General features: G+C 72.6%; 17 protein-coding genes. 13 read left to right on the top strand and 4 right to left on the bottom strand.

The window, feature by feature from the left end; translation table 11 throughout:
• The first annotated feature begins 46 nt into the window (after positions 1–46).
• The 3 genes from AB0I22_RS20170 (at position 47) to AB0I22_RS20180 (ending at position 6,505) form a co-directional block, all read left to right on the top strand.
• Entirely contained in the window at positions 47–2,170 is a 2,124-nt protein-coding gene (locus tag AB0I22_RS20170) for a phosphocholine-specific phospholipase C (protein WP_363132178.1), read from the top strand.
• Positions 2,171–2,321: 151 nt separating this feature from the next.
• Positions 2,322–3,008, top strand: coding sequence for a hypothetical protein (locus tag AB0I22_RS20175; protein WP_363132179.1), 687 nt, complete (start codon positions 2,322–2,324; stop codon positions 3,006–3,008).
• 419 nt (positions 3,009–3,427) lie between these two features.
• Positions 3,428–6,505, top strand: coding sequence for an AAA family ATPase (locus AB0I22_RS20180; protein WP_363132229.1), 3,078 nt, complete (start codon positions 3,428–3,430; stop codon positions 6,503–6,505).
• Between the two features lie 64 nt (positions 6,506–6,569).
• Here the strand turns inward: AB0I22_RS20180 and AB0I22_RS20185 are convergent, their stop codons facing one another.
• From AB0I22_RS20185 to AB0I22_RS20195, 3 genes are all read right to left on the bottom strand, one after another.
• Positions 6,570–6,734 (bottom strand): DUF6191 domain-containing protein, encoded by a 165-nt coding sequence (locus AB0I22_RS20185; protein WP_363132180.1) that lies wholly within the window; start codon positions 6,732–6,734, stop codon positions 6,570–6,572.
• Positions 6,735–6,861: 127 nt separating this feature from the next.
• Positions 6,862–8,034, bottom strand: coding sequence for a PQQ-dependent sugar dehydrogenase (locus AB0I22_RS20190; protein ID WP_363132181.1), 1,173 nt, complete (start codon positions 8,032–8,034; stop codon positions 6,862–6,864).
• Positions 8,035–8,324: 290 nt separating this feature from the next.
• Positions 8,325–9,317 (bottom strand): aldo/keto reductase, encoded by a 993-nt coding sequence (locus AB0I22_RS20195; RefSeq protein WP_363132182.1) that lies wholly within the window; start codon positions 9,315–9,317, stop codon positions 8,325–8,327.
• 75 nt (positions 9,318–9,392) lie between these two features.
• Here AB0I22_RS20195 and AB0I22_RS20200 point away from each other — a divergent pair, with 75 nt between their 5' ends.
• From AB0I22_RS20200 to AB0I22_RS20240, 9 genes are all read left to right on the top strand, one after another.
• Positions 9,393–10,355 carry a 2-hydroxyacid dehydrogenase gene (locus AB0I22_RS20200; protein WP_363132183.1) on the top strand — a complete coding sequence of 321 codons (963 nt, stop codon included), beginning with the start codon at positions 9,393–9,395 and terminating at the stop codon, positions 10,353–10,355.
• Positions 10,356–10,542: 187 nt separating this feature from the next.
• On the top strand, positions 10,543–13,527 hold the full coding sequence (locus AB0I22_RS20205) for an EAL domain-containing protein (protein WP_363132184.1): 2,985 nt from the start codon (positions 10,543–10,545) through the stop codon (positions 13,525–13,527).
• Between the two features lie 211 nt (positions 13,528–13,738).
• A complete protein-coding gene (locus AB0I22_RS20210) occupies positions 13,739–15,631 on the top strand; it encodes an acetolactate synthase large subunit (protein WP_363132185.1) in 1,893 nt (630 codons plus the stop codon).
• A 44-nt stretch (positions 15,632–15,675) separates the two neighbouring features.
• Positions 15,676–16,200, top strand: a complete 525-nt coding sequence (gene ilvN / locus AB0I22_RS20215) for an acetolactate synthase small subunit (protein WP_363132186.1) — start codon at positions 15,676–15,678, stop codon at positions 16,198–16,200.
• A gap of 108 nt (positions 16,201–16,308) precedes the next feature.
• Entirely contained in the window at positions 16,309–17,307 is a 999-nt protein-coding gene (gene ilvC, locus AB0I22_RS20220) for a ketol-acid reductoisomerase (RefSeq protein WP_363132187.1), read from the top strand.
• A gap of 450 nt (positions 17,308–17,757) precedes the next feature.
• Positions 17,758–19,350: a phosphoglycerate dehydrogenase gene (gene serA, locus AB0I22_RS20225; protein WP_363132188.1), complete on the top strand. Its 1,593-nt coding sequence runs from the start codon at positions 17,758–17,760 to the stop codon at positions 19,348–19,350.
• A gap of 275 nt (positions 19,351–19,625) precedes the next feature.
• On the top strand, positions 19,626–20,558 hold the full coding sequence (locus AB0I22_RS20230; protein ID WP_363132189.1) for a PRC and DUF2382 domain-containing protein: 933 nt from the start codon (positions 19,626–19,628) through the stop codon (positions 20,556–20,558).
• A gap of 203 nt (positions 20,559–20,761) precedes the next feature.
• A complete protein-coding gene (locus tag AB0I22_RS20235; RefSeq protein ID WP_363132190.1) occupies positions 20,762–21,979 on the top strand; it encodes a cytochrome P450 in 1,218 nt (405 codons plus the stop codon).
• A 38-nt stretch (positions 21,980–22,017) separates the two neighbouring features.
• On the top strand, positions 22,018–22,212 hold the full coding sequence (locus AB0I22_RS20240) for a ferredoxin (protein ID WP_363132230.1): 195 nt from the start codon (positions 22,018–22,020) through the stop codon (positions 22,210–22,212).
• A 58-nt stretch (positions 22,213–22,270) separates the two neighbouring features.
• Here the strand turns inward: AB0I22_RS20240 and AB0I22_RS20245 are convergent, their stop codons facing one another.
• Positions 22,271–23,509 (bottom strand): helix-turn-helix domain-containing protein, encoded by a 1,239-nt coding sequence (locus AB0I22_RS20245; protein ID WP_363132191.1) that lies wholly within the window; start codon positions 23,507–23,509, stop codon positions 22,271–22,273.
• A 287-nt stretch (positions 23,510–23,796) separates the two neighbouring features.
• Between AB0I22_RS20245 and AB0I22_RS20250 the strand changes: the two genes are divergently transcribed.
• Complete coding sequence (locus AB0I22_RS20250) at positions 23,797–24,723, top strand: proline dehydrogenase family protein (protein WP_363132192.1); 927 nt, start codon at positions 23,797–23,799, stop codon at positions 24,721–24,723.
• Positions 24,724–24,746: the final 23 nt, after the last annotated feature.

Genomic DNA, 24,746 nt, shown 5'->3' on the forward strand with positions numbered 1-24,746 from the left:
CCAATGGCACAGCACTGGACCATTGGCCATCGACTGGGAGGTCGGCTTGTCATCCGAGATAACGCGTAGACGCGCACTGGCACTCGGCGCGGGCGCCGCCACCGTGGCCGCGGCCGGGTCGCTCCTTCCGCCGTCGCTCCAGCAGGCCCTGGCGGCGGAGCCGGCGGCGGCCGGACACAAGGGCGGCACGCCCGGCGGCCTCGGCGACATCCGGCATGTGGTCGTCCTCATGCAGGAGAATCGTTCCTTCGACCACTACTTCGGCGCGCTGAGAGGCGTACGCGGCTACGCCGACCGCAACGCCGTCAAACTCCCCAGCGGCAAGAGCGTCTTCGAGCAGCCCGGCCCGCTCGGCATCGGGACCGTACTGCCCTTCGCCGTCCGCGACGCCGCCGCCGCGCAGAAGAAGGACCTCCAGTACATCGGGGCGCTCGACCACAGCTGGGAGGGCGGCGGCAAGGCGTGGCGCGGCGGCTGGATGGACGGCTGGGTCACCGCCAAGACCGCCGCCACCATGGCGCACTACGACCGCGCCGACATGCCCCTGCACTACGAACTCGCCGACACCTTCACCGTCTGCGACGCCTACCACTCCGCCATCCACTCCTCCACCAGCCCCAACCGCAACCACCTGGTCAGCGGCTGGACCGGCTTCGAGCCGGGCGGCGGCGCGCGGGCCGTCGGCAACGACGCGTACAACGAGGACACCCACCCCGGCTACGCCTGGACCACCTACGCCGAGCGGCTCCAGCGGGCCGGCCACAGCTGGCAGGTCTACCAGGAGTGGGACAACTTCACCGACAACAACCTGGAGTTCTACGCGAGCTTCAAGGCCATCGCCCGCAAGGCGCTGGCCAAGGTCGACGGCGCGCACAACATGACCGCCTACTACGGCAAGCTGTCCACCGCCGACACCGCCGGCCGGGCGAAGCTGGAGAAGCTGCTCGCCGAGGGCGTCGCCGCCCTGACCGCCGACGAGCGCAGCCTCTACCGGCGCGCCCTGCACCGCGGCGAACCCGGCTCCACCGCCACGGCCTTCGCCGCCGACGTCGCCTCCGGCAAGCTCCCGCAGGTCTCCTACATCGTGCCGTCGGCCGCCGAATCCGAGCACCCCGGCTCGTCCTCGCCGGTCGCCAGCGCCACCATCGTCTACAAGGTCCTCGACGCGCTCGGCAAGAACCCGGACGTCTGGCGGCACACCGCGCTCTTCCTCACCTACGACGAGAACGACGGTTTCTTCGACCATGTGCCGCCGCCCGTTCCGCCGGACGGAACGAAGGACGAGTTCTGGAAGAACCGCCCCGTGGGGCTGGGCATCCGCGTCCCCATGGTCGTCATCTCGCCCTGGACGGTCGGCGGCTACGCCTGCTCGCAGCTGTTCGACCACACCTCCATCACCCGCTTCCTGGAGCGCTGGCTGGGCGTGCGCGAGCCCAACATCAGCGAGTGGCGGCGCACCGTGTGCGGCGACCTGACGGGCGCCTTCGACTTCTCGCGCGGTCGCCCCCGGCCGGCCGTCGACGGGCCCGGCCCGATCCCCCCGTTCACCGGCCGCTGGAGCCCCAAACCTCCCGCCGACCAGAAGATGCCGCACCAGGAGGAGGGCGTCCGCCCGGCCCGGCCGCTGCCTTACCAGCCTGACGCGCACGGCACGTACGACCGGGAGGCGGGCACGTTCCGCCTCGCGCTGCGCAACACCGGCGCGGCGAGCGCGCACTTCGCGCTCTACCCGTACGCGGGGGAGTACGCCACCCCGCAACACCGCGACGTGCTGGGGACGGCCACCTGGGACGTACCGGTCAAGAAGGGCGCGTACGACTTCACGCTCACCGGCCCCAACGGCTTCCGCCGCGAGTACGCCGGAGCCGACCGGGGCGCCGCCGCCGGGCTGCACGTCAGCACCACCGTCAACACCCGGCGGCGCGAGCTGCACCTGACCCTGGACAACCGGGGGAGCGAGCGGCTGACGCTCACGCTGGGCGTCGAGGGGTACGGCCGCGCCCGCCCCCGGACCGTCACCCTCGCGCCCGGCCGCAGCCGCACCCTGCCCTACGAGGCGGCACAGGCGCACGGCTGGTACGACCTCCGGCTGACCGTGGAGGAGGACGCCGCGTTCCGGCGGCGGCTGATGGGCCACATCGAGAACGGAAAGGAATCCATCACCGGCTGACGCGCGGCGGCTGCCGCGCTGGTCAGAGGGGTGTGCGGGGGATCCCCCGGAATGCGCGGGGGCATCCGGGGGACGCGTTCGCGCCGCCTGCGGGCCATCTGGGGGCGGACGCTCAGACGGCTCTCAGAAAGTACCCCTACGGTGTGCGGCCATGGACACGGACAGCACCAAGACGAAGACAGCCAAGACCGACGCCGAGACGGGCGGCCCGGCCGATGAGACGCCCCTGGCCTCGAAGAAGGGCGGCGCCGAGGACGCCGCGAAGGAGAAGGGTGCTGACGGGGGAAGCATCTCCGAGGTCACGGAGACCGGCTTCGACGCCGACACGGACGCCGACGGGCAGGACGCCGATGGGAAGGGCGCCGACGGGCAGGACAGCGCGGAGTCGGAGGAGGACGCGCTCGCGGAGGAGACCGCCGCGCGGCCGGCCTCCTCCGGCGTGTTCGCCGGTGCCGCGGCCGTCGTCTCCGCCGCGCTCGGCTTCGCCGCCCTGAGCGGCACCTGGCTCGGCACCCTGCTTGCCGAACGCAAGACCCTCACCGGCCAGATCAAGGTCCAGTCAGGCGGCTCCACCGACCAGATCGGCGCCGTCTACGGCGCCCCCTGGCACACCACGGCCCTGGTCAACGGCGGCTTCGCCCTCATCGCACTGCTCCTGGCGGCCGCCGTGCTCGCTTCCCGCCCCCGTACCTCCCCGGCCGGCCCCCTCGCACCGTGGGTCCGGGCCGTCGCCTGGGGCGGCGTGGCGCTCGGCGTGATCGGCGTACTGATCTCCGCGGGCATGTACTTCGACCTCTTCGGCGCGCTTCCCAAGGTGCCTGCCACGAGCGGGCGCTGAACCGCGCTTTCCGAGGCCCCTTCAGACGGGCTTCATAAGGCACCTTCCGGCGCGCTTCCTAAGGCCCCTCCGGGGCGGAAGATGCGGCACTTTCCCGATGCGCCGGGTCTCCCTGGGGGACGAGGCTTCTCGTACCGCGAGAAACCGTCCCACCAGGGAGACCACGATGCTCCACTACGAAACGCACCAGTGCCGCGCCGCCGAACTCCACCGTGAGGCCGCCCGACGGCGCCTTCTTAAAGAGGCCCGCCGGGTCCGCGCTGCCGTCCGCCGCGCTCGCCGCGACGCGGGAGAGGAGCGCGGCGGGGGAGAGAGGCGGGTGAGCCGTACGGTCCGACGGGACGACGGCGCCCGCTCGCGCCGGGCGACCGCGTGAGCGCCCGGGAAATCGGCCGGCCGGGATGTCAGTGGGCTGTGCGATGCTCGGCGATGTGCGGATCACCTCTGTCAGCCCGGTGTTCGTCGGCCGCGCCGCGGAACTCACGGCGCTCACCGGCACGCTCGACCGCGCCGCCGCGGGCGAGCCCCAGGCGCTGCTGGTCGGCGGCGAGGCCGGCGTCGGCAAGACCCGCCTCGTCGAGGAGTTCCTGACCGCCGCCCGCGCGGACGGCGCCGTCACCGCGGTCGGCGGCTGCGTGGAGATCGGCGCCGACGGCCTGCCGTTCGCCCCCGTCTCCACCGCCCTGCGGGCCCTGCGTCGGCAGCTCGGGGACGCCCTCGCCGAAGCCGCCGCCGGGCAGGAGGGCGAGCTGGCCCGGCTGCTGCCCGAGCTGGGCGAGACGGCCCGCGAATCGCGCGGCGAGGACGGCCGGGCCCGGCTCTTCGAGCTCACCGCACGGCTGCTGGAGCGGCTCGCCGCCGACCGGACCCTCGTCGTCGCCCTCGAAGACCTGCACTGGGCCGACCGCTCCACCCGCGAACTGCTCGGCTACCTCCTCCGCTCCCTGGACCGGGCCCGCCTGGTCATCGTCGCCACCTACCGCTCCGACGACATCCACCGCCGCCACCCGCTGCGGCCCTTCCTCGCCGAGCTGGACCGGATGCGCACCGTCCACCGCGTCGAGCTGCCGCGCTTCACCCGCGCCGAGGTGGGCGACCAGCTCGCCGGGATCACCGGCTCCCGGCCCGGCCGCCCGCTGCTCGACCGCGTCTTCGAGCGCTCCGACGGCAACGCCTTCTTCGTGGAGGAGCTGGCCCGCTCCCTCGCCGACGGAGTCCGCGCCGGGCTCAGCGAATCGCTCCGCGACCTGCTGCTCGTCCGCGTCGAAGCGCTGCCGGAGGACGTCCAGCGCGTGGTGCGCGCCGCCGCGGAGGGCGGCTCCGCCGTCGAGTACGACCTGCTGCGCGCGGTCGCCGGGCTCGACGAGGACGCCCTCATCGAAGCGCTGCGGACAGCCGTCGGCGCCGGCATCCTGCTGCCCACACCCGACGGCGACGGCTACCGCTTCCGGCACTCCCTGGTCCGCGAGGCCGTGGGCGAGGACCTGCTGCCCGGCGAGCGCTCCCGCCTCAACCGGCGCTACGCGCGGGCCCTGGAGTCCGACCCCGCGGCCGTACGGGCGGAGGAGCGCCCCGCCCGCCTCGCCAGCTACTGGTACCACGCGCACGATGCGGCGAAGGCGCTGCCCGCCGCCCTCGAAGCGGCCGTGCACTCCCGGCGCAGATACGCCTACGCCGAACAACTGCGGCTGCTGGAACGGGCGCTGGAGCTGTGGGAGATCGCCCCGGCCGACGTCCGCGAGGCGCAGCGGCCCATCGACCACGCCGACGGCTACCCCGCCCGCGGCCGCGACGGCGAAGCACTGCGCCACCTCGACCTGCTGGCCGAGGCCGTCGTCGCCGCCTATCTGTCGGGGGACGAGGAGCGCGCGCTGGCCGTCATCAAGTGGGCGTTGCGCGAGCTGGACGAGGAGCGTGCCCCGCTGCGGGCCGCCTGGTTCTGGAACCAGCGGGCCAAGCTGATGGAGGGGCTGGCCCGCGGCGACGGGCGGGCCGAGCTGGACCGGGCCCGGGAGCTGGTGCGCGGGATGCCGCCGTCCTCCGTGCACGCCGACGTGCTGGCGCTGACCGCCGCCCTGGACGCGACCCACACCCCCGGCCCGGAGACCTTCGGCATGGCGGAGCGCGCCATCGAGCTCGCCCGGCTCGTCGGCGCCGAGGGCATCGAGCTGAACGCGCGCCTCACGCTGGGCGGGCTCACGGTCGAGGCCGGGGACGTGGCGGGCGGCCTCGCCGAAATGCGCGCCGTCCACGACCGGGTCGTCGAGCTCGGGCGGGCCGGCGTGCTGAGCCACATCGGCGTGCTCGGCCGCTGCTACACCAACCTGGCCTCCGCGCTGGAGGGCGTGGGCCGGTCGGCGGAGGCCGTCGAGGTGACGGCCGAGGGCATCGAGGTGCTGGCCGGCTTCGGACTGTCGGACGCCCAGGCCTGGGCGTACGGCAATCAGGCCGACTCGCTGTACTCCCTGGGGCGTTGGGACGAGGTGGAGCGGGCCGCGCTGAAGGTCCGCCGTCTCGCGCGGAGCGCCAAGCCGCGCGCGACCGCCGCCAGCAGGCTCACCAGGATCGCGCTGGCCCGCGGCGACTGGGCGACGGCCGAGCGCGAGCTCGCCCGCGCCCGCGAGCACTACGGCAGCCACGACCTGCAACCGCAGCACACCCTCGTCCTCGCGCGCTTCACGCTCGAACTCGCCGCGGCGCGAGGCCGGATCGACGACGTCCGCGCCACGCTGGACGAGGTGCTGGCGACGGGGATCCCGCCCACCGCGGGACGCTATGCCTGGCCGCTGCTGCTCGCCGCGGCCACCGCCGAGGCCGACGCGCGCGGACTGCCGCGCGCCGAGGAGGGCCGGGCGGAGGCGCTGCGCCGGATCGGCCGGGCGGCGAAGGGGATCGCCCAGCCGGTGCCGCTCTGGCGGGCCTACGCACTGCTGCTGGAGGCCGAGATCCGGCGCGCGGAGGGCACCGGCGACGCCGGGCGCTGGATGGCGGCGGCCACCGCCTTGGAGCCGCTGGAGCGGCCGTACGAACTGGCGCGGGCCCGCCACCGGTGGGCCGAAGCGCTCCTCGCCGGGGGCGGCGGCGCGGCCCGTGAGCAGGCGGCGGGGCTGCTGGCGCGGGCCCACGACGTCGCTGTCGGGCTCGGGGCCAGGCCGCTGTGCGAGGACCTGGAGCAGCTGGCCGCCCGCGCCCGGCTGCCGCTCGACGGGCCGCCCGCCGGGAAGTCTGTCGGGAAGTCCGCTGGGAAGCCCGCCGCTTCGAGCCGCCCCGCCGATCCGGCCGAATCGCTCGGTCTGACCCGGCGCGAGCGCGATGTGCTGCGGCTCGTCGCGGCCGGGCGCAGCAACCGGCAGATAGCCGAGGAGCTGTTCATCTCGCCGAAGACGGCGAGCGTGCATGTCTCCAACATCCTGGCGAAGCTGGGGGTGTCGGGGCGTGGTGAGGCGGGTGCGCTGGCGCACCGGCTGCGGCTGTTCAGCGCTCCGGAGAGCGCCTGATCCGATGGCGCTCCGGCCGGCGTTCGCGCGGGTCATCGCTCCCGCGGGCCGCCGCTCCCGCGAATCAGTTCTCCTGCGGCCGTATGACGACCTGGCCCGAGTCGAGGTCTATCGGGCCGTGGCCCGACGAGCCGTCGCCGACGTCCTCGCGGGTCAGCTCCAAGCGGTTCCGCTCCTCCTCGGTGTGCTTGCGACCAGGAGCGAAGATCGCCTCGAAGATGTTGAACATCTGAACCCCCGTTGGAGTGGTGGTCCCCTCGTACATTGTACGGCGGGGGCCGTCAAAGGGGCCGGGGCGAGCGCCCGGGGCCGTGGGGAGCGCACGTCTGCCCAGGTCGCGGGTGCGGCTGCCGGAGTCAGCTCACCTTCAGGCGGAGGAGGCGGTCGTCCTCGCCCGTGGGGTCGCCGCGGCCGTCGGTGTTGCTCGTCGTGAGCCACAGGCCTCCGTCGTCCGTGGGGACGACGGTGCGCAGCCGCCCGTACTTCTTCTCCAGGAACGACTGCGGCTCGGCCACCGGCCGCGCGCCCTTCAGCGGTACGCGCCACAGCCGCTCGCCGCGCAGCCCCGCCATCCACAGGGAGCCCTTGGCGTAGGCGAGGCCGCTGGGAGACGCCTCCGAGGTCTTCCACTGCTCGACCGGGGCCGCGTAGCCGCTCTTGCCGTCCCCGCCGCCCTTGCCCTCGACCACCGGCCAGCCGTAGTTCTTGCCCGGCTCGATGAGGTTGAGCTCGTCCCAGGTGTCCTGGCCGAATTCACTGGCCCACAGCCGCTTGTCCGCGTCCCAGGCGAGGCCCTGCACATTGCGGTGGCCCAGGGTGTAGACCACCGAGCCGGGGCGGGGATTGCCCGGCGCGGGCTGTCCGTCGGGCGTCATCCGCAGGATCTTCCCGCCGAAGGACTTCTCGTCCTGCGCGAGATCGCGCTGACCGCTCTCGCCCGTACCGGCGTAGAGCATCTTGTCCGGGCCGAAGGCGATCCGCCCGCCGTTGTGGTTGGAGCCCTTCGGGATACCGCGGAACACCGTGTTCGGGGCCCCGAGCCGGCGGCCGGCCGGCTTCTTCTCGTCATAGGACATGCGGGCGATGCGGTTGTCGGAGTCGGTGGTGAAGTAGGCGTACACCATGTGGTCCGAGGCGTAGTCCGGGGACAGCGCGATGCCGAGGAGGCCGCCCTCGCCCGCCGCGGCGACGCCCGGCACCGTGCCCAGCTCCGTCTGCCCGCCGTCCTCGGCGCCCACCCGGACGATCTTGCCGGTGTCGCGGGAGGAGACCAGCAGATCCCCGCCGGGCAGCGGCGCGAGCCCCCAGGGCGACGTGAGCTTGGTGGCGACCGTACGTTCCACCCGGACCGAGCCCTTGGCGGGCGCGGCGGCCGCCGGGCCCGAAGAGCCGTTCGCCGACGGGCTGTCGCCGTCCGCGGCGCCGGTGGCCTTCCGCTCGCCGGGGAAGCCGTCGCCGCCCGATGAGCAGCCCGCGACGAGCAGCAGGGAGGCGGCGGCCAGCACGGCGGTGACGGTGGGACGTCGCACGGTGGGATCCTCTCGCCGGGGGCGGTGCGCGGTCCTGTTCCTTATACACCGGGGCTCCGACACGCATCCCACACCGCCCGCGCCGTACGGGCCGAAACTCACGCGGCTGTGCGGCACACTCCGGCGTGCGCCCCTCTTATATAAGACGCTCTGCGAGCCGGCCGCGTAGAACCGCAAGACGCTTCGTGCGCCGGCCCCGTAGAACCGCAAGGCGCTTCGTGCGCCGGACGCGTAGGACCGCGAGTCACTCCGTGAGCCGGGCAACGCGGACCCGCCCGTCGGACGCCCCGTCAGACCCAGGAGTCCCGCACCGGCGGCAGCGCCGCGATCTCCGCGAAGTCCTCCCGCGTCAGCCGCAGTCCGGCGGCGCCCGCGTTCTGCACCGCCCACCGCTCCTTCTTCGTCCCCGGCACCGGCACCACATGCGGGCCCTGCGCCAGCACCCACGCCAGCGCCACCTGCGCCGCCGTCGCCCCGTGCCGCTCGGCGACCCGGCGCAGCCCCGCCACGATCGGCTGGTTCGCGGCCATCATCTCGGCCGTGAAGCGCGGATGCCGGGCCCGTACGTCGTCCGGCTCGAACCCCTGGCCCGGCGTGAGCGTGCCGCTGAGGAAGCCGTTGCCCAGCGGCATCGCCGCCAGCACGCCGACGCCCCGCGCCCCGCACCACGGCACCAGCGCGTCCAGCGCCTCCGGCGACCACACCGACAGTTCCGCCTGCACACAGCTGACCGGGAAGATCTGCTGGAGGCGCGCCAACTGCCGGATCGTGGTGTCGTACAGGCCGCCGCCCGACCGTCGGTGCGCCCGCGCACCGACGGCGCACAGCCCCAGCGAACGGACCTTGCCGGCCGCGACCAGCTCCGCCATCGCCCCCCAGGTCTCTTCGATCGGCACCTCGGGGTCGGGCCGGTGCAGCTGGTACAGGTCGATGGCGTCGGTCTGGAGCCGCCGCAGCGAGGCGTCGCAGGCGCGTTTCACATAGCCGGGGCGGCCGTTGGCCACGATGTGCTGCTCGCCGACCAGCAGCCCGCACTTGGTGGAGACGTAGACGTCCGAGCGGCGCTGCCGCAGCACCCGGCCCAGCAGCAGTTCATTGGTGAACGGCCCGTACATGTCGGCGGTGTCCAGCAGGTTCACGCCCGCGTCCAGTGCGGCGTGCACGGCGCGCAGCGCGCTCTCGCCGCTCTGCTGCGAGGCGGTGTACGCCCAGTGCATGGGCATGCAGCCGAGGCCGATCGCGCCCACTTCGAGCGCCGACGCGCCGATTCTCCTCCGCTCCACCTGGCCTTACCCCTCCCGTTCCCGGCCACCCAAACTAACCTCTGCCGACCGGGCCGTTTCGCATAGCCTCGGGTCATGAGTGCAGATGACAACGGCTTTGCCCGCCCGCTGGCCTGGCTTCCCCTGCCCGCCGCGGAGATCGACGGACTCCCCGAGGGACTGGACTACGCGCAGTGGGACGGCGAGGCGGAGTACCCCACCGACCCGGCGCGCTGCGCGTTCTACGCCGTCCCGTATCTCAAGACCCCCGACGTGTGCCTGCGGCCGCTGCCGGAGATGACGGGCGTACAGGTGGTGCAGACCCTCACCGCGGGCGTCGACCACATGCTGCCCGCCGTCCCCGCCCTCCCGCCGGGCGCGCGGCTGTGCAACGCCCGCGGCCTGCACGACACGAGCACCGCGGAACTCGCGCTGACGCTGATCCTCGCCTCCCTCCGCGGCGTTCCGGACTTCGTGCGCGCCCAGGACGCGGGGGAGTGGCGGCAGGGATTCCGGCCGGCCCTCGCCGACCGGACCGTGCTCATCGTCGGCTACGGCGCGATCGGCAGCGCCATCGAGGACCGGCTCGCGCCCTTCGAGTGCGAGCGGGTGACGCGCGTCGCGCGCTCCGCCCGTACCACCGCGCGCGGGCCGGTGCACGCACTCTCCGACCTGCCCGAACTCCTCCCCGAAGCCGACGTGGTGGTCCTCGCGACGCCCCTGACCGACGAGACCCGCCACCTCGCCGGCGCGGCCTTCCTGGCGCGGATGAAGGACGGCGCGCTCCTGGTGAACATCGCGCGCGGCAAGGTCGTCGACACCAAGGCGCTGCTGGCCGAGACGGACAGCGGCCGGCTGCGCGCCGCGCTGGACGTCACCGACCCCGAACCGCTGCCCGCCGGGCACCCGCTGTGGAGCTCGCCCGGGGTGCTCATCACGCCGCACGTGGGCGGCCCGTCGTCGGCCTTCGGGCCGCGGGCGAAGAAGATCCTGCGCGAGCAGCTCCGGCGGTTCGCGGACGGCGATCCGGTGCTAAACGTCGTGGCGACCGCCACGTGAGGCCACGCACAGGTACCGTCCGGATGCACCCGGTATCCGTAACCCCGCTGGTAGTTACGCTGTGTAGATAAGCTATGTCCCTGAGTGACGAGTCTGGTGTATCGTCCCGAGCGGGGGCTGCGCCGGGCACCGTACGGCGGCAGCGAAGGACCGGAACTCAAGGGGGGCGACGGGCGATGCACGGCCTATGGACGAACCACCCGACGCACAGCAATCACCCATCACGACACTGTCGCGCGGCGGATCGGATGGCGCGACACGGGACGGCGGCGCGGTGAGCGCCGCCTCGGGCGTGGCGCTGTCCCGGCAGCCGGCGCGCGGCGGCCCCGGGCTGCTGCCGCAGCTCCTCCTCGCCCTCGTCTGCGGCGGCTACGCCACGGGCGCGGCGTTCGGCTGGGGTTCGCCCGAAGCCGCCCTGTTCATGGGCGACTTCGGGCTCAGCGGCGCGGCCGTGCTCGCCTCCGCCTCCTGCTTCTGGTACTGGCGCAGGCGCAGCAGCCGCTTTCGACCCGCCTGGCTCCTGTTCGCGGCCTCCTCCGGCATGGCCGGCTTCGGCAACGCCGTCTGGGGCTGGTACGAGGTCGTGCTCAGGGAGCCCGTGCCGAGCCCGTCCGTCGCCGACTTCTGCTTCCTGCTCTTCGCGCCGCCCGCCATCGTCGGGCTGCTGGTGCTCGCCAAGCGGCCGGTCACCCGCGCGGGCTGGGTCTGCCTGGCCCTGGACGCCTGGCTCATCGGCGGCTCGCTGCTCACGCTCTCCTGGAGCCTCGCGCTCGCCCACACCGCGCACTTCCGGGGCGAGAGCGTGGCCCAGGCGGCGCTCTCGCTCTCCTACCCGCTGCTGGACATCGTGCTGGTCTCCATGGTGCTGGCGCTGCACTTCCGGCGATCGTCCGCCAACCGCTCGGCCGTCAACACGGCCATCGCCGCGCTCGCCCTCACCGTGCTGTGCGACGCGCTGTTCACCTCGCCGCTGCTGCGGGAGCACTACCGCTCCGGGCAGATCCTCGACGCCGGCTGGTTCGCCGGCTCCATGCTGATGGCGTACGCGCCGTGGGTGGCCCGCGACGAGGCCGCGCAGCCCCCGTCGCCGAGCCGCGTGACCCACCACTCCGGGCGGCCCATCTCGGGCTCCCTGGCGGCCCTCACGCCCTATCTCGCCGCCGCCGTCTGCACCTTGGGGATCCTCTACAACGTCCTCGACGGCCGCCGCATCGACCGCGTCGTGCTCTTCACGGGCTGCACGGTCGTGCTGGCCCTCGTCGTCCGGCAGGGCATCATGCTGCTGGACAACATCTCCCTCACCCAGGAGCTGGCCCACAAGGAGAACCACTTCCGCTCCCTGGTGCAGGGCTCCAGCGACGTCATCATGATCGCCGCGCCCACCGGGATACTGCGCTACGTCAGCCCCGCCGCCGCGGGCGTCTACGGCCGCGACGCGGACGAACTCATCGGCTCCGAGCTGGCCTCGCTCATACACCCCGAGGACCTCGGCCGGGTGGTCCATGAAGTGCGCCGGTTCCTCGCCGCGCCGCCGGCCGAGGAGCCCACCACCCGGATCGAGTGCCGCTTCCGCTCGGGGACCGGCGACTGGCTCAACGTCGAGTCCACGATCAACCGCCACCACGGCGGCCTCATCTTCAACAGCCGCGATGTCACCGAACGGGTGCGTCTCCAGGCGCAGTTACAGCACAACGCCGAGCACGACCCGCTGACCGACCTGCCCAACCGGGCGCTGTTCACCAGGAAGGTCAAGCAGGCGCTGAGCGGCCGCCGCGCCACCGACGCGGGCACCGCCGTGCTCTTCATCGACCTCGACGGCTTCAAGGCGGTGAACGACACCGTCGGGCACCAGGCCGGCGACGAGCTGCTGGTCAGCGCGGCCCGTCGCCTTCAGGAGTCCGTACGGGCCGGGGACAGCACGGCCCGGTTCGGAGGCGACGAGTTCGCCGCGCTCATCCTGGGCGACGGCACCCGCGACCTCGCTGCGCGCGAGTACCGCATGTACGAGATCGCCGACCGGCTGCGGCTGCGCCTCTCCCAGCCCTACAAGGTCGAGGGGGGCACGGAGGTCCGCGTCGCCGCCAGCATCGGCGTCGCCTTCGCCGAGCCGGGGACCACGCCCGGCGAGCTGATGCGCAACGCCGACCTCGCGATGTACCGCGCCAAACAGGCCGGAAAGGGCCGCGTCGAGATGTACGCGCCGCAGATGCAGGCCGACGTGGTGCGCCGCGCCGAGCTGGCCACCCGGCTGCGCACGGCGCTGCACGACGGCGAGTTCGCGCTGCTGCACCAGCCCGTCGTGGAGCTGGACAGCGGACGCGTCACCGCGGTGGGCGCCCAGGCCCGCTGGCGCTCGTCCCAGGGCATCCTCTTCACCCCGGCCGAGTTCATGCGGGCGGCCGACGACGGCCGGGGCGGGGGCGGCGGCGCGCGCATCGCGGAGCTGGGCCGCTGGATGCTGGAGGAGGCGGTGGAGCAGGCCGCGCAGCGGTACCGCGCGGGGCACAGCGTGCCCGTGTTCGTACGGCTGTCCGCGAGCCGGCTGATGGACAAGGCGCTGCCGCCCAAGAGCGTCGAGGCGCTGCTGACCCGGCACCGGCTGCCGTCCGGCGCGCTGATCCTGGAGCTGACCGGGGGCGACCCGCGGGTGCCGCTGGACGAGCTGGAGCACCGCCTGGTGGCGCTGCGCCGGCTCGGCATGCGGATCGCCCTGGACGGCTTCGGCAGCGGTTACGCGGCCATCAGCGCGCTGCGGCGGCTGCCCATCGACGTGGTCAAGCTGGACCGCGGGCTGGTCGACGGCGTCGTCGAGTCCGCCCGGCTGCACAAGATCACCTCCGGGCTGCTGCGGATCGCCGCCGACCTCGGCCTCCAGTCGGTGGCGGACGGCGTCGACCGGCCCGAACAGGTCTGCGCGCTGCGCGCCATGGGGTGCACGCACGGCCTGGGCATGGCCTTCTCCGGGCCGCTCGACGAGCACCGGCTGCGGCGCGCCCTGGAGCGCGGCGACTACCCGGTGCCGGGCGGGCTGTGGGCCGAGCTTCCCGGTGAGCGCAACCACGCGCTGGTCGGTGCTCCGCTGCCGGTCAGGGCCGGTGCCTCGCGGGGCGCGGGGTCACTCGCGCACCCGCCGTTGCGCTCACATAATGAGACCCCCGTCCCACCCACTTGACACTTTCGGGGCGACAGGGAGAGGGTCAGTCCCATGCGCACCCGAATTCTCGTACTTGGAAAGCGCGTCGGCTGAGCAGGGCCAACCACGAAGGCCCTGCGGACTCCTCCCGACGCGCTCCCCTCGCTTGCCTCACGGCACGAGGGGTTTTTTGTTGCACTGACACCTCGCAGATCACCCCAAATCCCTCATCTTCGAGAAGAGAATGTCGATGACCGAGCAGGCCACCGGGGCCCACCATCCGCAGCCGCGGGCCCGTTCCGGCGGGGCACAGCCCGCCGCCGTCGAGCACGTCACGGGCGCGCAGTCCCTCATTCGCTCGCTTGAGGAGGTCGGGGCCGACACCGTGTTCGGCATCCCCGGGGGCGCGATCCTCCCCGCGTACGACCCGATGATGGACTCGGCGACGGTCCGCCACGTCCTCGTCCGCCACGAGCAGGGCGCGGGCCACGCCGCCACCGGATACGCGCAGGCCACGGGGAAGGTCGGCGTCTGCATGGCCACCTCGGGCCCCGGCGCCACCAACCTCGTCACCCCGATCGCCGACGCCCACATGGACTCGGTGCCGCTCGTCGCCATCACCGGCCAGGTCGCCTCCGCCTCGATCGGCACGGACGCCTTCCAGGAGGCGGACATCTGCGGCATCACCATGCCGATCACCAAGCACAACTGGCTGGTCACGGACGCCGCCGAGATCCCCAGGACCATCGCGGAGGCGTTCCACGTCGCCTCCACCGGCCGCCCCGGCCCGGTCCTCGTCGACATCGCCAAGGACGCCCTCCAGGCCCGTACGACCTTCGTCTGGCCGCCCCAGACCGACCTGCCCGGCTACCGCCCCACCACCAAGCCGCACGCCAAGCAGATCCGCGAGGCCGCCCGGCTGATCAGCGAGGCCAGGCGCCCGGTGCTCTACGTCGGCGGCGGCGTCCTGAAGGCGGGGGCCACGGCCGAGCTGAAGGTGCTGGCCGAGCTGACCGGCGCGCCCGTCACCACCACCCTGATGGCGCTGGGCGCGTTCCCCGACAGCCACCCGCAGCACGTCGGGATGCCCGGCATGCACGGCTCCGTCACCGCCGTCACCGCGCTCCAGAAGGCCGACCTGATCGTGGCGCTCGGCGCGCGCTTCGACGACCGGGTCACCGGCAAGCTCGACTCGTTCGCCCCGTTCGCCAAGATCGTGCACGCGGACATCGACCCCGCCGAGATCGGCAAGAACCGCGCCGCCGACGTCCCGATCGTCGGGGACGCCCGCGAGGTCATCGCCGACCTGGTCGTCGCCGTCCAGGCCGAGCACGAGGAGGACCACCTCGGCCCGGCCGCCCAGGACCGCTACGGGGCCTGGTGGAGCGACCTGAACCGGTGGCGCGAGACCTACCCGCTCGGCTACGACCTGCCCGACGACGGCAGCCTCTCCCCGCAGCAGGTCATCCAGCGCGTCGGCGAACTGGCCCCGGAGGGCACCATCTACGCGGCCGGCGTCGGCCAGCACCAGATGTGGGCCTCCCACTTCATCGACTACGAGCACCCCTCGACCTGGCTCAACTCCGGCGGCGCCGGGACCATGGGGTACGCGGTGCCGGCCGCCATGGGCGCCAAGGCCGGCCGGCCGGACCGCACGGTCTGGGCCATCGACGGCGACGGCTGCTTCCAGATGACCAACCAGGAGCTGGTCACCTGCGCGCTGAACAACATCCCGATCAAGGTCGCGATCATCAACAACGGCGCGCTCGGGATGGTCCGCCAGTGGCAGACCCTGTTCTACAACCAGCGCTACTCCAACACCGTGCTGCACAACGGCAAGACCAACGCCGGCCTCAGCTGCAACGTGGGCAGCAGCTCCGCCGAGACCCAGGGCACCCGCGTCCCGGACTTCGTGAAGCTCGCCGAGGCCATGGGGTGCGTGGGGCTGCGCTGCGAGAGCCCCGACCAGCTCGACGCGGTCATCGAGAAGGCCAACGCCATCAACGACCGCCCCGTCGTCGTGGACTTCATCGTCCACGAGGACGCGATGGTCTGGCCGATGGTCGCCGCCGGGACCTCCAACGACGAGGTCATGGCCGCCCGGGGCATCCGCCCGGACTTCGGCGACAACGAAGACGACTGAACCGCCGGGACAGCCGAAGAGGCCGAAGAAGGAAGACCGAGCCCATGACCAAGCACACACTCTCCGTCCTGGTGGAGAACACCCCCGGAATCCTCGCCCGGATCGCCGCCCTGTTCTCCCGCCGCGGCTTCAATATCGACTCCCTCGCCGTCGGCGTCACCGAGCACCCCGACATCTCCCGCATCACCATCGTGGTCAATGTCGAGTCGCTGCCGCTGGAGCAGGTCACCAAGCAGCTCAACAAGCTCGTCAACGTGCTCAAGATCGTCGAGCTGGAGGACCACGCGGCGATCCAGCGCGAACTCGTGCTGGTGAAGGTCCGCGCCGACAACGAGACCCGCTCCCAGGTCGTCGAGATCGTCCAGCTCTTCCGCGCCAAGACCGTGGACGTCTCCCCGGAGGCCGTCACCATCGAGGCCACCGGCGGCGCCGACAAGCTCTCCGCCATGCTCAAGATGCTGGAGCCGTTCGGCATCAAGGAGTTGGTGCAGTCCGGCACCATCGCCATAGGGCGCGGCGCCCGTTCCATCACCGACCGGAGCCTGCGCTCCCTGGACCGCAGCGCCTGACCGGTCCGCTCCCGCGGTGCGCCGACCGCATCGCGAGACCCCCGGACTTTCCACCCCCGGCCCGACGTACTGTGTGGGCAACCAGCTAGTTCCAAGGAGATACCCGAAGTGGCCGAGCTGTTCTACGACGACGACGCCGACCTGTCCATCATCCAGGGCCGCAAGGTCGCGGTTCTGGGATTCGGCAGCCAGGGCCACGCCCACGCGCTGTCGCTGCGCGACTCGGGCGTCGACGTCCGCGTCGGGCTGCACGAGGGCTCCAAGTCCAAGGTGAAGGCCGAGGAGCAGGGGCTGCGCGTGGTCCCCGTCGCCGAGGCCGCCGCCGAGGCCGACGTGATCATGATCCTGGTGCCGGACCCGATCCAGGCCAAGGTCTACGAGGAGTCCGTCAAGGACAACCTCAAGGAGGGCGACGCCCTCTTCTTCGGCCACGGCCTCAACATCCGCTACGGCTTCATCAAGCCGCCCGCCGACGTCACCGTCGCCATGGTCGCCCCGAAGGGCCCGGGCCACCTGGTCCGCCGCCAGTACGAGGAGGGCCGCGGCGTGCCGTGCATCGTGGCCGTCGAGCAGGACCCGGCCGACGAGGGCCTGGCGCTCGCCCTCTCGTACGCGAAGGGCATCGGCGGCACCCGCGCCGGCGTCATCAAGACGACGTTCACGGAGGAGGCCGAGACCGACCTCTTCGGCGAGCAGGCCGTGCTGTGCGGCGGCGCGTCCGCGCTGGTCAAGGCGGGCTTCGAGACCCTGGTCGAGGCGGGCTACCAGCCCGAGATCGCGTACTTCGAGTGCCTCCACGAGCTGAAGCTGATCGTGGACCTCATGTACGAGGGCGGCCTGGAGAAGATGCGCTGGTCGATCTCCGAGACCGCCGAGTGGGGCGACTACATCAGCGGCCCGCGGATCGTGAACGACCAGACCAAGGCCGAGATGAAGAAGATCCTCGGCGAGATCCAGGACGGCACCTTCGCCAAGAACTGGATGGCGGAGTACAACGCCGGTCTGCCGAAGTACAACGAGTACAAGAAGGCCGACGAGGACCACCTGCTGGAGACCACCGGCAAGAAGCTCCGCAAGCTCATGAGCTGGGTCGACGACGAGGCGTGAGGCCACTCGGCGCGGGTCCGGCGGACCGGTCGCGCACGGCGCTCGACGCCGCGCCGGTCCGCCGGGCCCACGCCGTCGTACCGCGCCGTCGCGGCGGGGCCTCCCGCGGCGACGGCGCGGGCCCATGGGGCGGGGAACCGGCGCGGCGTCGAGCGCCGGAGCCGGCGCGTACGGCGTGCGGCCGAGTCCCGGTGCGTTCGCGTGATGCCCCGGAGCCGGTACGGAACGCGCGTGCGCCCCGGAGCGCACGCGCGTTTCGCACGGCGTACAGCTACAGCGGAGTGATTTGGCCGGGTAGGCCAATCGCATCCCGTACCGCCGATACACTGCTCTGCAACAAGCGCGTCAGGCTCACAGCGTCGTGCGTCTTCCACGCGGCTGCGCCCCCCTTCACCGCCTTCGGCCGTCGGGACGGCCGTCCGCAAAGGACCAGTGAGGACTGATGACCACGTGAGCACGAAACCTGTCGTACTGATCGCCGAAGAGCTGTCGCCCGCCACTGTCGACGCCCTTGGACCGGACTTCGAGATCCGGCACTGCAACGGCGCGGACCGCGCCGAACTCCTCCCCGCCATCGCCGATGTCGACGCGATCCTGGTGCGCAGCGCGACCAAGGTCGACGCCGAGGCCATCGCCGCCGCCCGCAAGTTGCGGGTCGTCGCCCGGGCCGGCGTCGGTCTGGACAATGTGGACGTCTCCGCCGCCACCAAGGCCGGCGTGATGGTCGTGAACGCCCCGACCTCCAACATCGTCACCGCCGCGGAGCTGGCCTGCGGCCTGCTCGTGGCCACCGCCCGCAATATCCCGCAGGCCAACTCCGCGTTGAAGAACGGCGAGTGGAAGCGCAGCAAGTACACCGGCGTCGAGCTGTCCGAGAAGACGCTGGGCGTCGTCGGCCTCGGCCGGATCGGGGTGCTGGTCGCGCAGCGGATGTCCGCGTTCGGCATGAAGATCGTCGCGTACGACCCGTACGTGCAGCCCGCGCGCGCCGCGCAGATGGGCGTCAAGCTGCTGACGCTGGACGAGCTGCTGGAGGTCGCGGACTTCATCACCGTGCACCTGCCCAAGACCCCCGAGACGCTCGGCCTGATCGGCGACGACGCGCTGCACAAGGTCCAGCCGCACGTGCGGATCGTGAACGCCGCGCGCGGCGGGATCGTCGACGAGGCGGCGCTGGCGACGGCCCTCAAGGAGGGCCGGGTCGCGGGCGCGGGCCTGGACGTCTACGCCTCCGAGCCGTGCACCGACTCGCCGCTTTTCGACTTCGACCAGGTCGTGGCCACCCCGCACCTGGGCGCCTCGACCGGTGAGGCGCAGGAGAAGGCGGGCATCGCCGTCGCCAAGTCCGTACGCCTCGCGCTCGCGGGCGAGCTGGTGCCGGACGCGGTCAACGTGCAGGGCGGGGTCATCGCCGAGGACGTGAAGCCGGGGCTGCCGCTCGCCGAGAAGCTCGGCCGGATCTTCACCGCGCTCGCGGGCGAGGTCGCGGTCCGCCTCGACGTCGAGGTATACGGCGAGATCACCCAGCACGATGTGAAGGTGCTCGAACTCTCCGCGCTCAAGGGCGTGTTCGAGGACGTCGTGGACGAGACCGTCTCGTACGTCAACGCGCCGCTCTTCGCGCAGGAGCGCGGCGTCGAGGTCCGCCTGACGACCAGCAGCGAGTCCACCGAGCACCGCAATGTGGTGATCGTGCGCGGCACGCTCGCGGACGGCGACGAGGTCTCCATCTCCGGCACGCTGGCCGGCCCCAAGAACCTCCAGAAGATCGTCGCGGTCGGCGAGCACGGTGTGGATCTGGCCCTCGCCGACCACATGGCCTTCCTGCGGTACGGGGACCGGCCGGGCGTCGTCGGCACCGTCGGCCGCATCCTCGGCGAGGCCGGCATCAACATCGCGGGCATGCAGGTCTCGCGGTCGGGCGAGGGCGGCGAGGCGCTGGTCGCCCTCACCGTCGACGAGTCGATCCCGGCTCCGGTGCTCGCCGAGATCGCCGTGGAGATCGGCGCGACGTCGGCCCGTACGGTCAATCTGAACGACTGATCTCCGCGGGCCGGCGCCGTCGCGCCGGTGCGCTGCGACAGGACTGGGCCCGGCCCCCGCTTTCCGGCGGGGACCGGGCCCAGTTGCATGACCGGTCAACCATTCACCCGAATGGAGGTACTGGGCGGTTTTCCGGACTCCCCCTCAAAGGAGCCGCTGTGCGGCCGGCGGGCGGCGCCGCACGGGGTGCAGCAGTCGCCGCCCGGGTGGCGGCGGCGCGCAATGGGGAGAGCGCGCCCATAACTGTCGGAGCGTGCGGAAGGAGAAGAGTCGCCATGACCGCACCCCACGGCGAAACGCAACGAGACCTGTCCGGCATGAGCGTCGTCGACGCCGACGGCCACCGAGTGGGTTCCGTGCAGCAGGTCTACCGAGACGACAGGACCGGCGACCCGGAGTGGATCACCGTGCGCACCGGCCTGTTCGGGACGAAGGAGACGTTCGTGCCCCTCGCCGGGGCGCGACAAGAGGACGGCGAACTGCGCGTCCCCCACAGCAAGGACACGATCAAGGACGCGCCGCGGATCGACGCCGACGGGCACCTCGATCCGGCGGAGGAGGACCACCTCTATCAGCACTACGGGCTGACGCCGGGCGGCCGCGGCAAGGGCCGGGCGGACGAGGCGGGGCAGGGCAGGAACGCCGCGCCGGCCGCCGGGACCGCGGGCGCCGCCGGGATGGCCGGGGCCGCGGGCCGCGGTACGGGCGAGAGCGCCCGCAACCGTACCGACTCCGCGCAACTCGCCGGCGCCGGAGCCCCCTCCAGGGGTCGCGACGCCGGGGACGCGGTCGGCGCCAAGGGCCAGGGCGAGGAGATGATCCTCTCCGAGGAGCGCGTGACCTGGGGCACCGAGGAACGCGAGAGCGGCCGCGCGCATCTGCGCAAGCACGTGGTCACCGAGGACGTCTCGCAGAGCGTGCCGGTGAGCCACGAGGAGGTCACCGTCCACCGCGAGGCGATCAAGCCCGGCGACCGCACCACCGGCCGCGCGGCGAACCTCTCCAACGGCGAGGTGGAGGTCGTCCTCCACGAGGAGGTCGCCGTCGTCCGCAAGGAGACCGTCCCCGTGGAGCGGGTGCGGATGGACACCAAGAAGGTGAGCGGGCAGCAGGAGGTGCGCGCCCAGGTCCGCAAGGAGGAGGTCGAGTACGACGACGGCCTGAAGTCCAAGCACCAGGAGCCGGGCGACTCCGGCCGCCGCCGCTGAACCGCCGCTGACGGGCGACCGGTTCGGTGACGGGTTCCGGAGCCGGGGCATGGGCCCCGGCTCCGGAACCGTTCTGTTCGGGCCGCCCCGGCGCGCGACATCCCAGGCAGCCGTCCGCAACATGGCCGATCTACGCATAGCCGATCTCGGCCACGGGGCATCGACTGGAGACGGACACCACGTCGCACCGCCTGGGAGGTCCCATGACCGAGGCCGCAACCCGACCGATCGAGCCGCATACGCCCCCGTTCCCCGCCGACCGTACGTGCCCCTACCACCCGCCTGTTGACTACGGACCGTTGAAGACCGCGGGGGACATGCACCGCGCCACGCTCTACGACGGGCGTGAAGTATGGATGGTCACCGGCCACGCCCAGGCCCGCGCCCTGCTCACCGACAAGCGCCTCTCCACCGACCGGCGGAATCCGGGCTTTCCCGTGATCGCGCCCCGTGCCGAGTCCCAGAGCACGGTCGTCATCCCGCTCCTCGGGGTCGACGACCCCCTGCACGCCACGCAGCGCCGGATGCTCATCCCGAGCTTCACCGTGAAGCGCGTGGCCGCCATGCGGCCGCACATCCAGCGCATCGTGGACGGGCTGCTGGACACGATGGCCGAGCGGGGCGGGCCCACCGACCTCGTCGCCTCGTTCTCGCTGCCCGTGCCGTCCATGGTCATCTGCTCGCTGCTCGGCATCCCCTACGACGACCACGAGTTCTTCGAGGAGTGCTCCCGCAAGTTGCTCACCGCCGAGACGGCCCGCGAGGCCGACGCGTTCCGCCACGATCTGGAGAGCTACCTCCTCGACCTGGTGGTGAAGAAGGAGGCCGAACCGGGCGACGGGCTCCTCGACGAACTGATCGCCGATCGGCTCGCCGAAGGCGAGTTGGAGCGCGACGAAGTGGTCATGATGGCCCTGCTCCTGCTCATCGCCGGCCATGAGACCACCTCCAACATGATCGCCCTCGGCACCTACACCCTCCTCGAACACCCGGAGGAGCTCGACGCGTTGCGCGGCGACCCGGCGCTGATACCCGGCGCCGTGGAAGAGCTGCTGCGCTTCCTGTCCATCGCCGACGGGATGGTGCGCGTCGCCCTTGAGGACATCGAACTCGACGGCGGCGGCGTCATCAGGACCGGCGAGGGCGTCATCCTCAGCACCTCGATGATCAACCGCGACGACGCCACGTACCAGGACCCCGACGGGCTCGACGTGCGCCGCTCCGCGCGCCACCATGTGGCGTTCGGCTTCGGCGTCCACCAGTGCCTCGGGCAGAACCTCGCCCGCGCCGAACTGGAGATCGCGCTCACCGCCCTGCTGGCCCGCTTCCCGACCCTGCGGCTCGCCGTCCCCGCGGACCAGGTGCCCGTCAAGCCGGGAAACACCCTCCAGGGGCTCTTCGCACTACCCGTGACCTGGTAAGGAGGTCCAGCGGGATGACCGACGAAGCACCGCCCACGCTGCGCATCACCATCGACACCGATATCTGCATCGGCTCCGGCCAGTGCGCCCTCACCGCGCCCGGCGTCTTCACCCAGGACGACGACGGGTTCAGCGCCCTGCTCCCCGGCAAGGAGGACGGGGCGGGCGACCCGCTGGTGCGGGAGGCGGCGCGCGCCTGCCCAGTTCAAGCCATTTCTCTGACAGAGGTGTGAAAGACACTGATCCGGGGCAGCGGCCGACGCAGTGCCGTAGCCGGCAGCCCGCCGGGCCCTAGAGTCTCGCCGCCTTGAGCGACATGTGGAGCAGCAGCCGGTCCTCGCCCTCGTCCAGGTCGAGGCCGGTGAGCTGCTCCACCTTCGACAACCGGTAATAGAGCGTCTGCCGGTGGATGCCCAACTGCGCCGCCGTACGCCCCGCCTGCCCCGCGCAGTCCAGGAACACCTCGGCCGTACGCGCCAGTTCGGCGTGCGAGCGCTCCAGCAGCGGCCGGACCACCCGGTCCGCCGCCCCGTCGGCCGGCAGCTCCGCCAGCACCCGGTACGGACCCACACCACCCCACTCCGCGACCGGCCCGAACCGCGCCTCCGCGCGCGCCGCGCGCGCCGCGGCGAGCGCCTCGCGCCAGGCCGCGGGCGCGTCGGCCAGCCCCCGGCGCGGATCGCTGACCCCCGCGCCCGAACCGTGCGCCCGCGGCGAGCGCAGCAGCTGTTCGGCCGCCGCGCGCGCCGGGTCCAGCGCGGTCGGCGCACGCAGCCGGACCAGCGCCGCCAGCCCCGCGGCCGGGCCCGGCGCACCGTCCCGCTCCTTGCCGCCCCGACCCGCGCCCCCGCCCCGCCGCCCCCCGGACTCCGTGACGGCGCACGTGGCGAGAACCCCCGGCAGGCTGGGCAGGGGCGCCGCGTCGAGGTCCTCCCGGTCCCACGGCGTGACGGCCACCAGCGCGAGCGGCCCCTCGGCCGTATCCGGCAGCGCGCCCCGCAGGGCGTCGCGCGCCGCGTCCCGTCCGGTCGGGGCGCTGGTGAGCAACTCGCGCAGCAGCTCCCCGAGTTCGCGCCCGGCCCGCGCCTCCGCCGCGAGGAGCGCGCCGATGCGGGCGGCCGTCTCCATCGCCTGGGCGAGCCGCGGGTCCGGCGGGACGCCGGGGCCGCCGAATTCGAGGTCGGCGAGGTGGCCGTCGTCCAGCAGCCAGGCGTAACCGTGCACGACGCCCCGGTGGCGCACCGGCAGGCAGATGCGGCCGCGGAACACCCCGGCCGCCGGGTCCGGCGGAATCCGCAGCGGGGCCTGCGCGCGCGAGATGCCGAACGCCTCGAACCAGGCCCGTACCGCGGCCGTCGACCGGCGCTGGAGGATCGAACGGGTGCGGACCGGGTCCATGACCAGGTCGAGATCGCCGTCACTGTCGTGGGCGCCGAAGGCGATCAGCGCGAAGTCCCGGTCCTCCAGCGTCGCGGGCGCGCCCAGCGCCGCCGAGATCTCGTCCACGAACTGCTGATAGTCCCCGCGCATCCCGCCATGACTCCTCTCCTGTGACCCGTTGTGACCTGCTGTGCCCCAGTGCGACGTCCCGCCTCGTCCGCCCCACGACGCCGCCTCCCATTCTCATACATCTGTCTGAGATCCCGGACACGAAGGCGTGACAGCTGTCGATGGTCGCGGCCCCGTATGAAACTTAAATTTCACGGTGGCTCACCTTGCCGTCGCGACGCGTTGCCGCGGCATTCGTCAACACCTGTCTTCCAGCGGAAACGGCCGTCCGGCCGGGCCCCGGAAGCGCACATAACGTGGAGGTGCCCGTGCTGGGTCCTGTGCTCCTTGCCGCCGCACGCAGCGACAGCATTCGACGTCTCGTCTCGGCCGCGCCGGTCACCCGCCCCGTGGTGGACCGATTCGTCGCCGGCGAGCGGCTGGACGAATCGATGGCCGTGGTCCGCTCGCTCAACGAGCGCGGCCTGGAAGTCACCCTCGACCACCTCGGTGAGGACATCACCGACCCGACCGAGGCGCTCCGCAACCGCGACGCCTACCTGGCGCTGACCGAGGCCCTGGCCGGCCAGGGCCTCGGCGCCCGCGCCGAGATGTCCGTCAAGCTCTCCGCCTTCGGCCAGGCGCTCTCCGGCGGCCACGACCTCGCGCTCGCCAACGTCACCCCGGTCGTCGAGGCCGCCGCCGAGGCCGGCACCACGGTGACCCTGGACATGGAGGACCACACCACGGTCGACTCCACCCTCGCGATCCTCGCCGAACTGCGGAAGCGCTTCCCCAAGACGGGCGCCGTCGTCCAGTCGTACCTCTTCCGCACCGAGGAGGACTGCCACGCGCTCGCCGGGGAAGGCTCGCGGGTGCGCCTGGTCAAGGGCGCGTACAAGGAGCCCGCCTCCGTCGCCTTCCAGGACAAGCGGGAGGTGGACCGCTCGTACGTCCGCTGCCTCAAGGTCCTGATGGCGGGCAAGGGCTACCCGATGGTCGGCTCGCACGACCCGCGGATGGTCGCCATCGCGCAGGAGCTCGGCCGCCGCTACGGGCGCAAGCTGGACGAGTACGAGTTCCAGATGCTCTACGGCATCCGGGCGGCGGAACAGGAGCGGCTGGTATCAGAGGGGCACCGGATGCGGGTGTACATCCCGTACGGCACCGACTGGTACGGATACTTCATGCGGCGCCTCGCCGAGCGACCGGCCAACCTGACGTTCTTCCTGCGCTCGCTGGCCACGCGCGGCTGAGCCCCACAGACCCGATACACCCG

Source organism: Streptomyces sp. NPDC050610, assembly GCF_040654875.1.
Classification (GTDB): domain Bacteria; phylum Actinomycetota; class Actinomycetes; order Streptomycetales; family Streptomycetaceae; genus Streptomyces.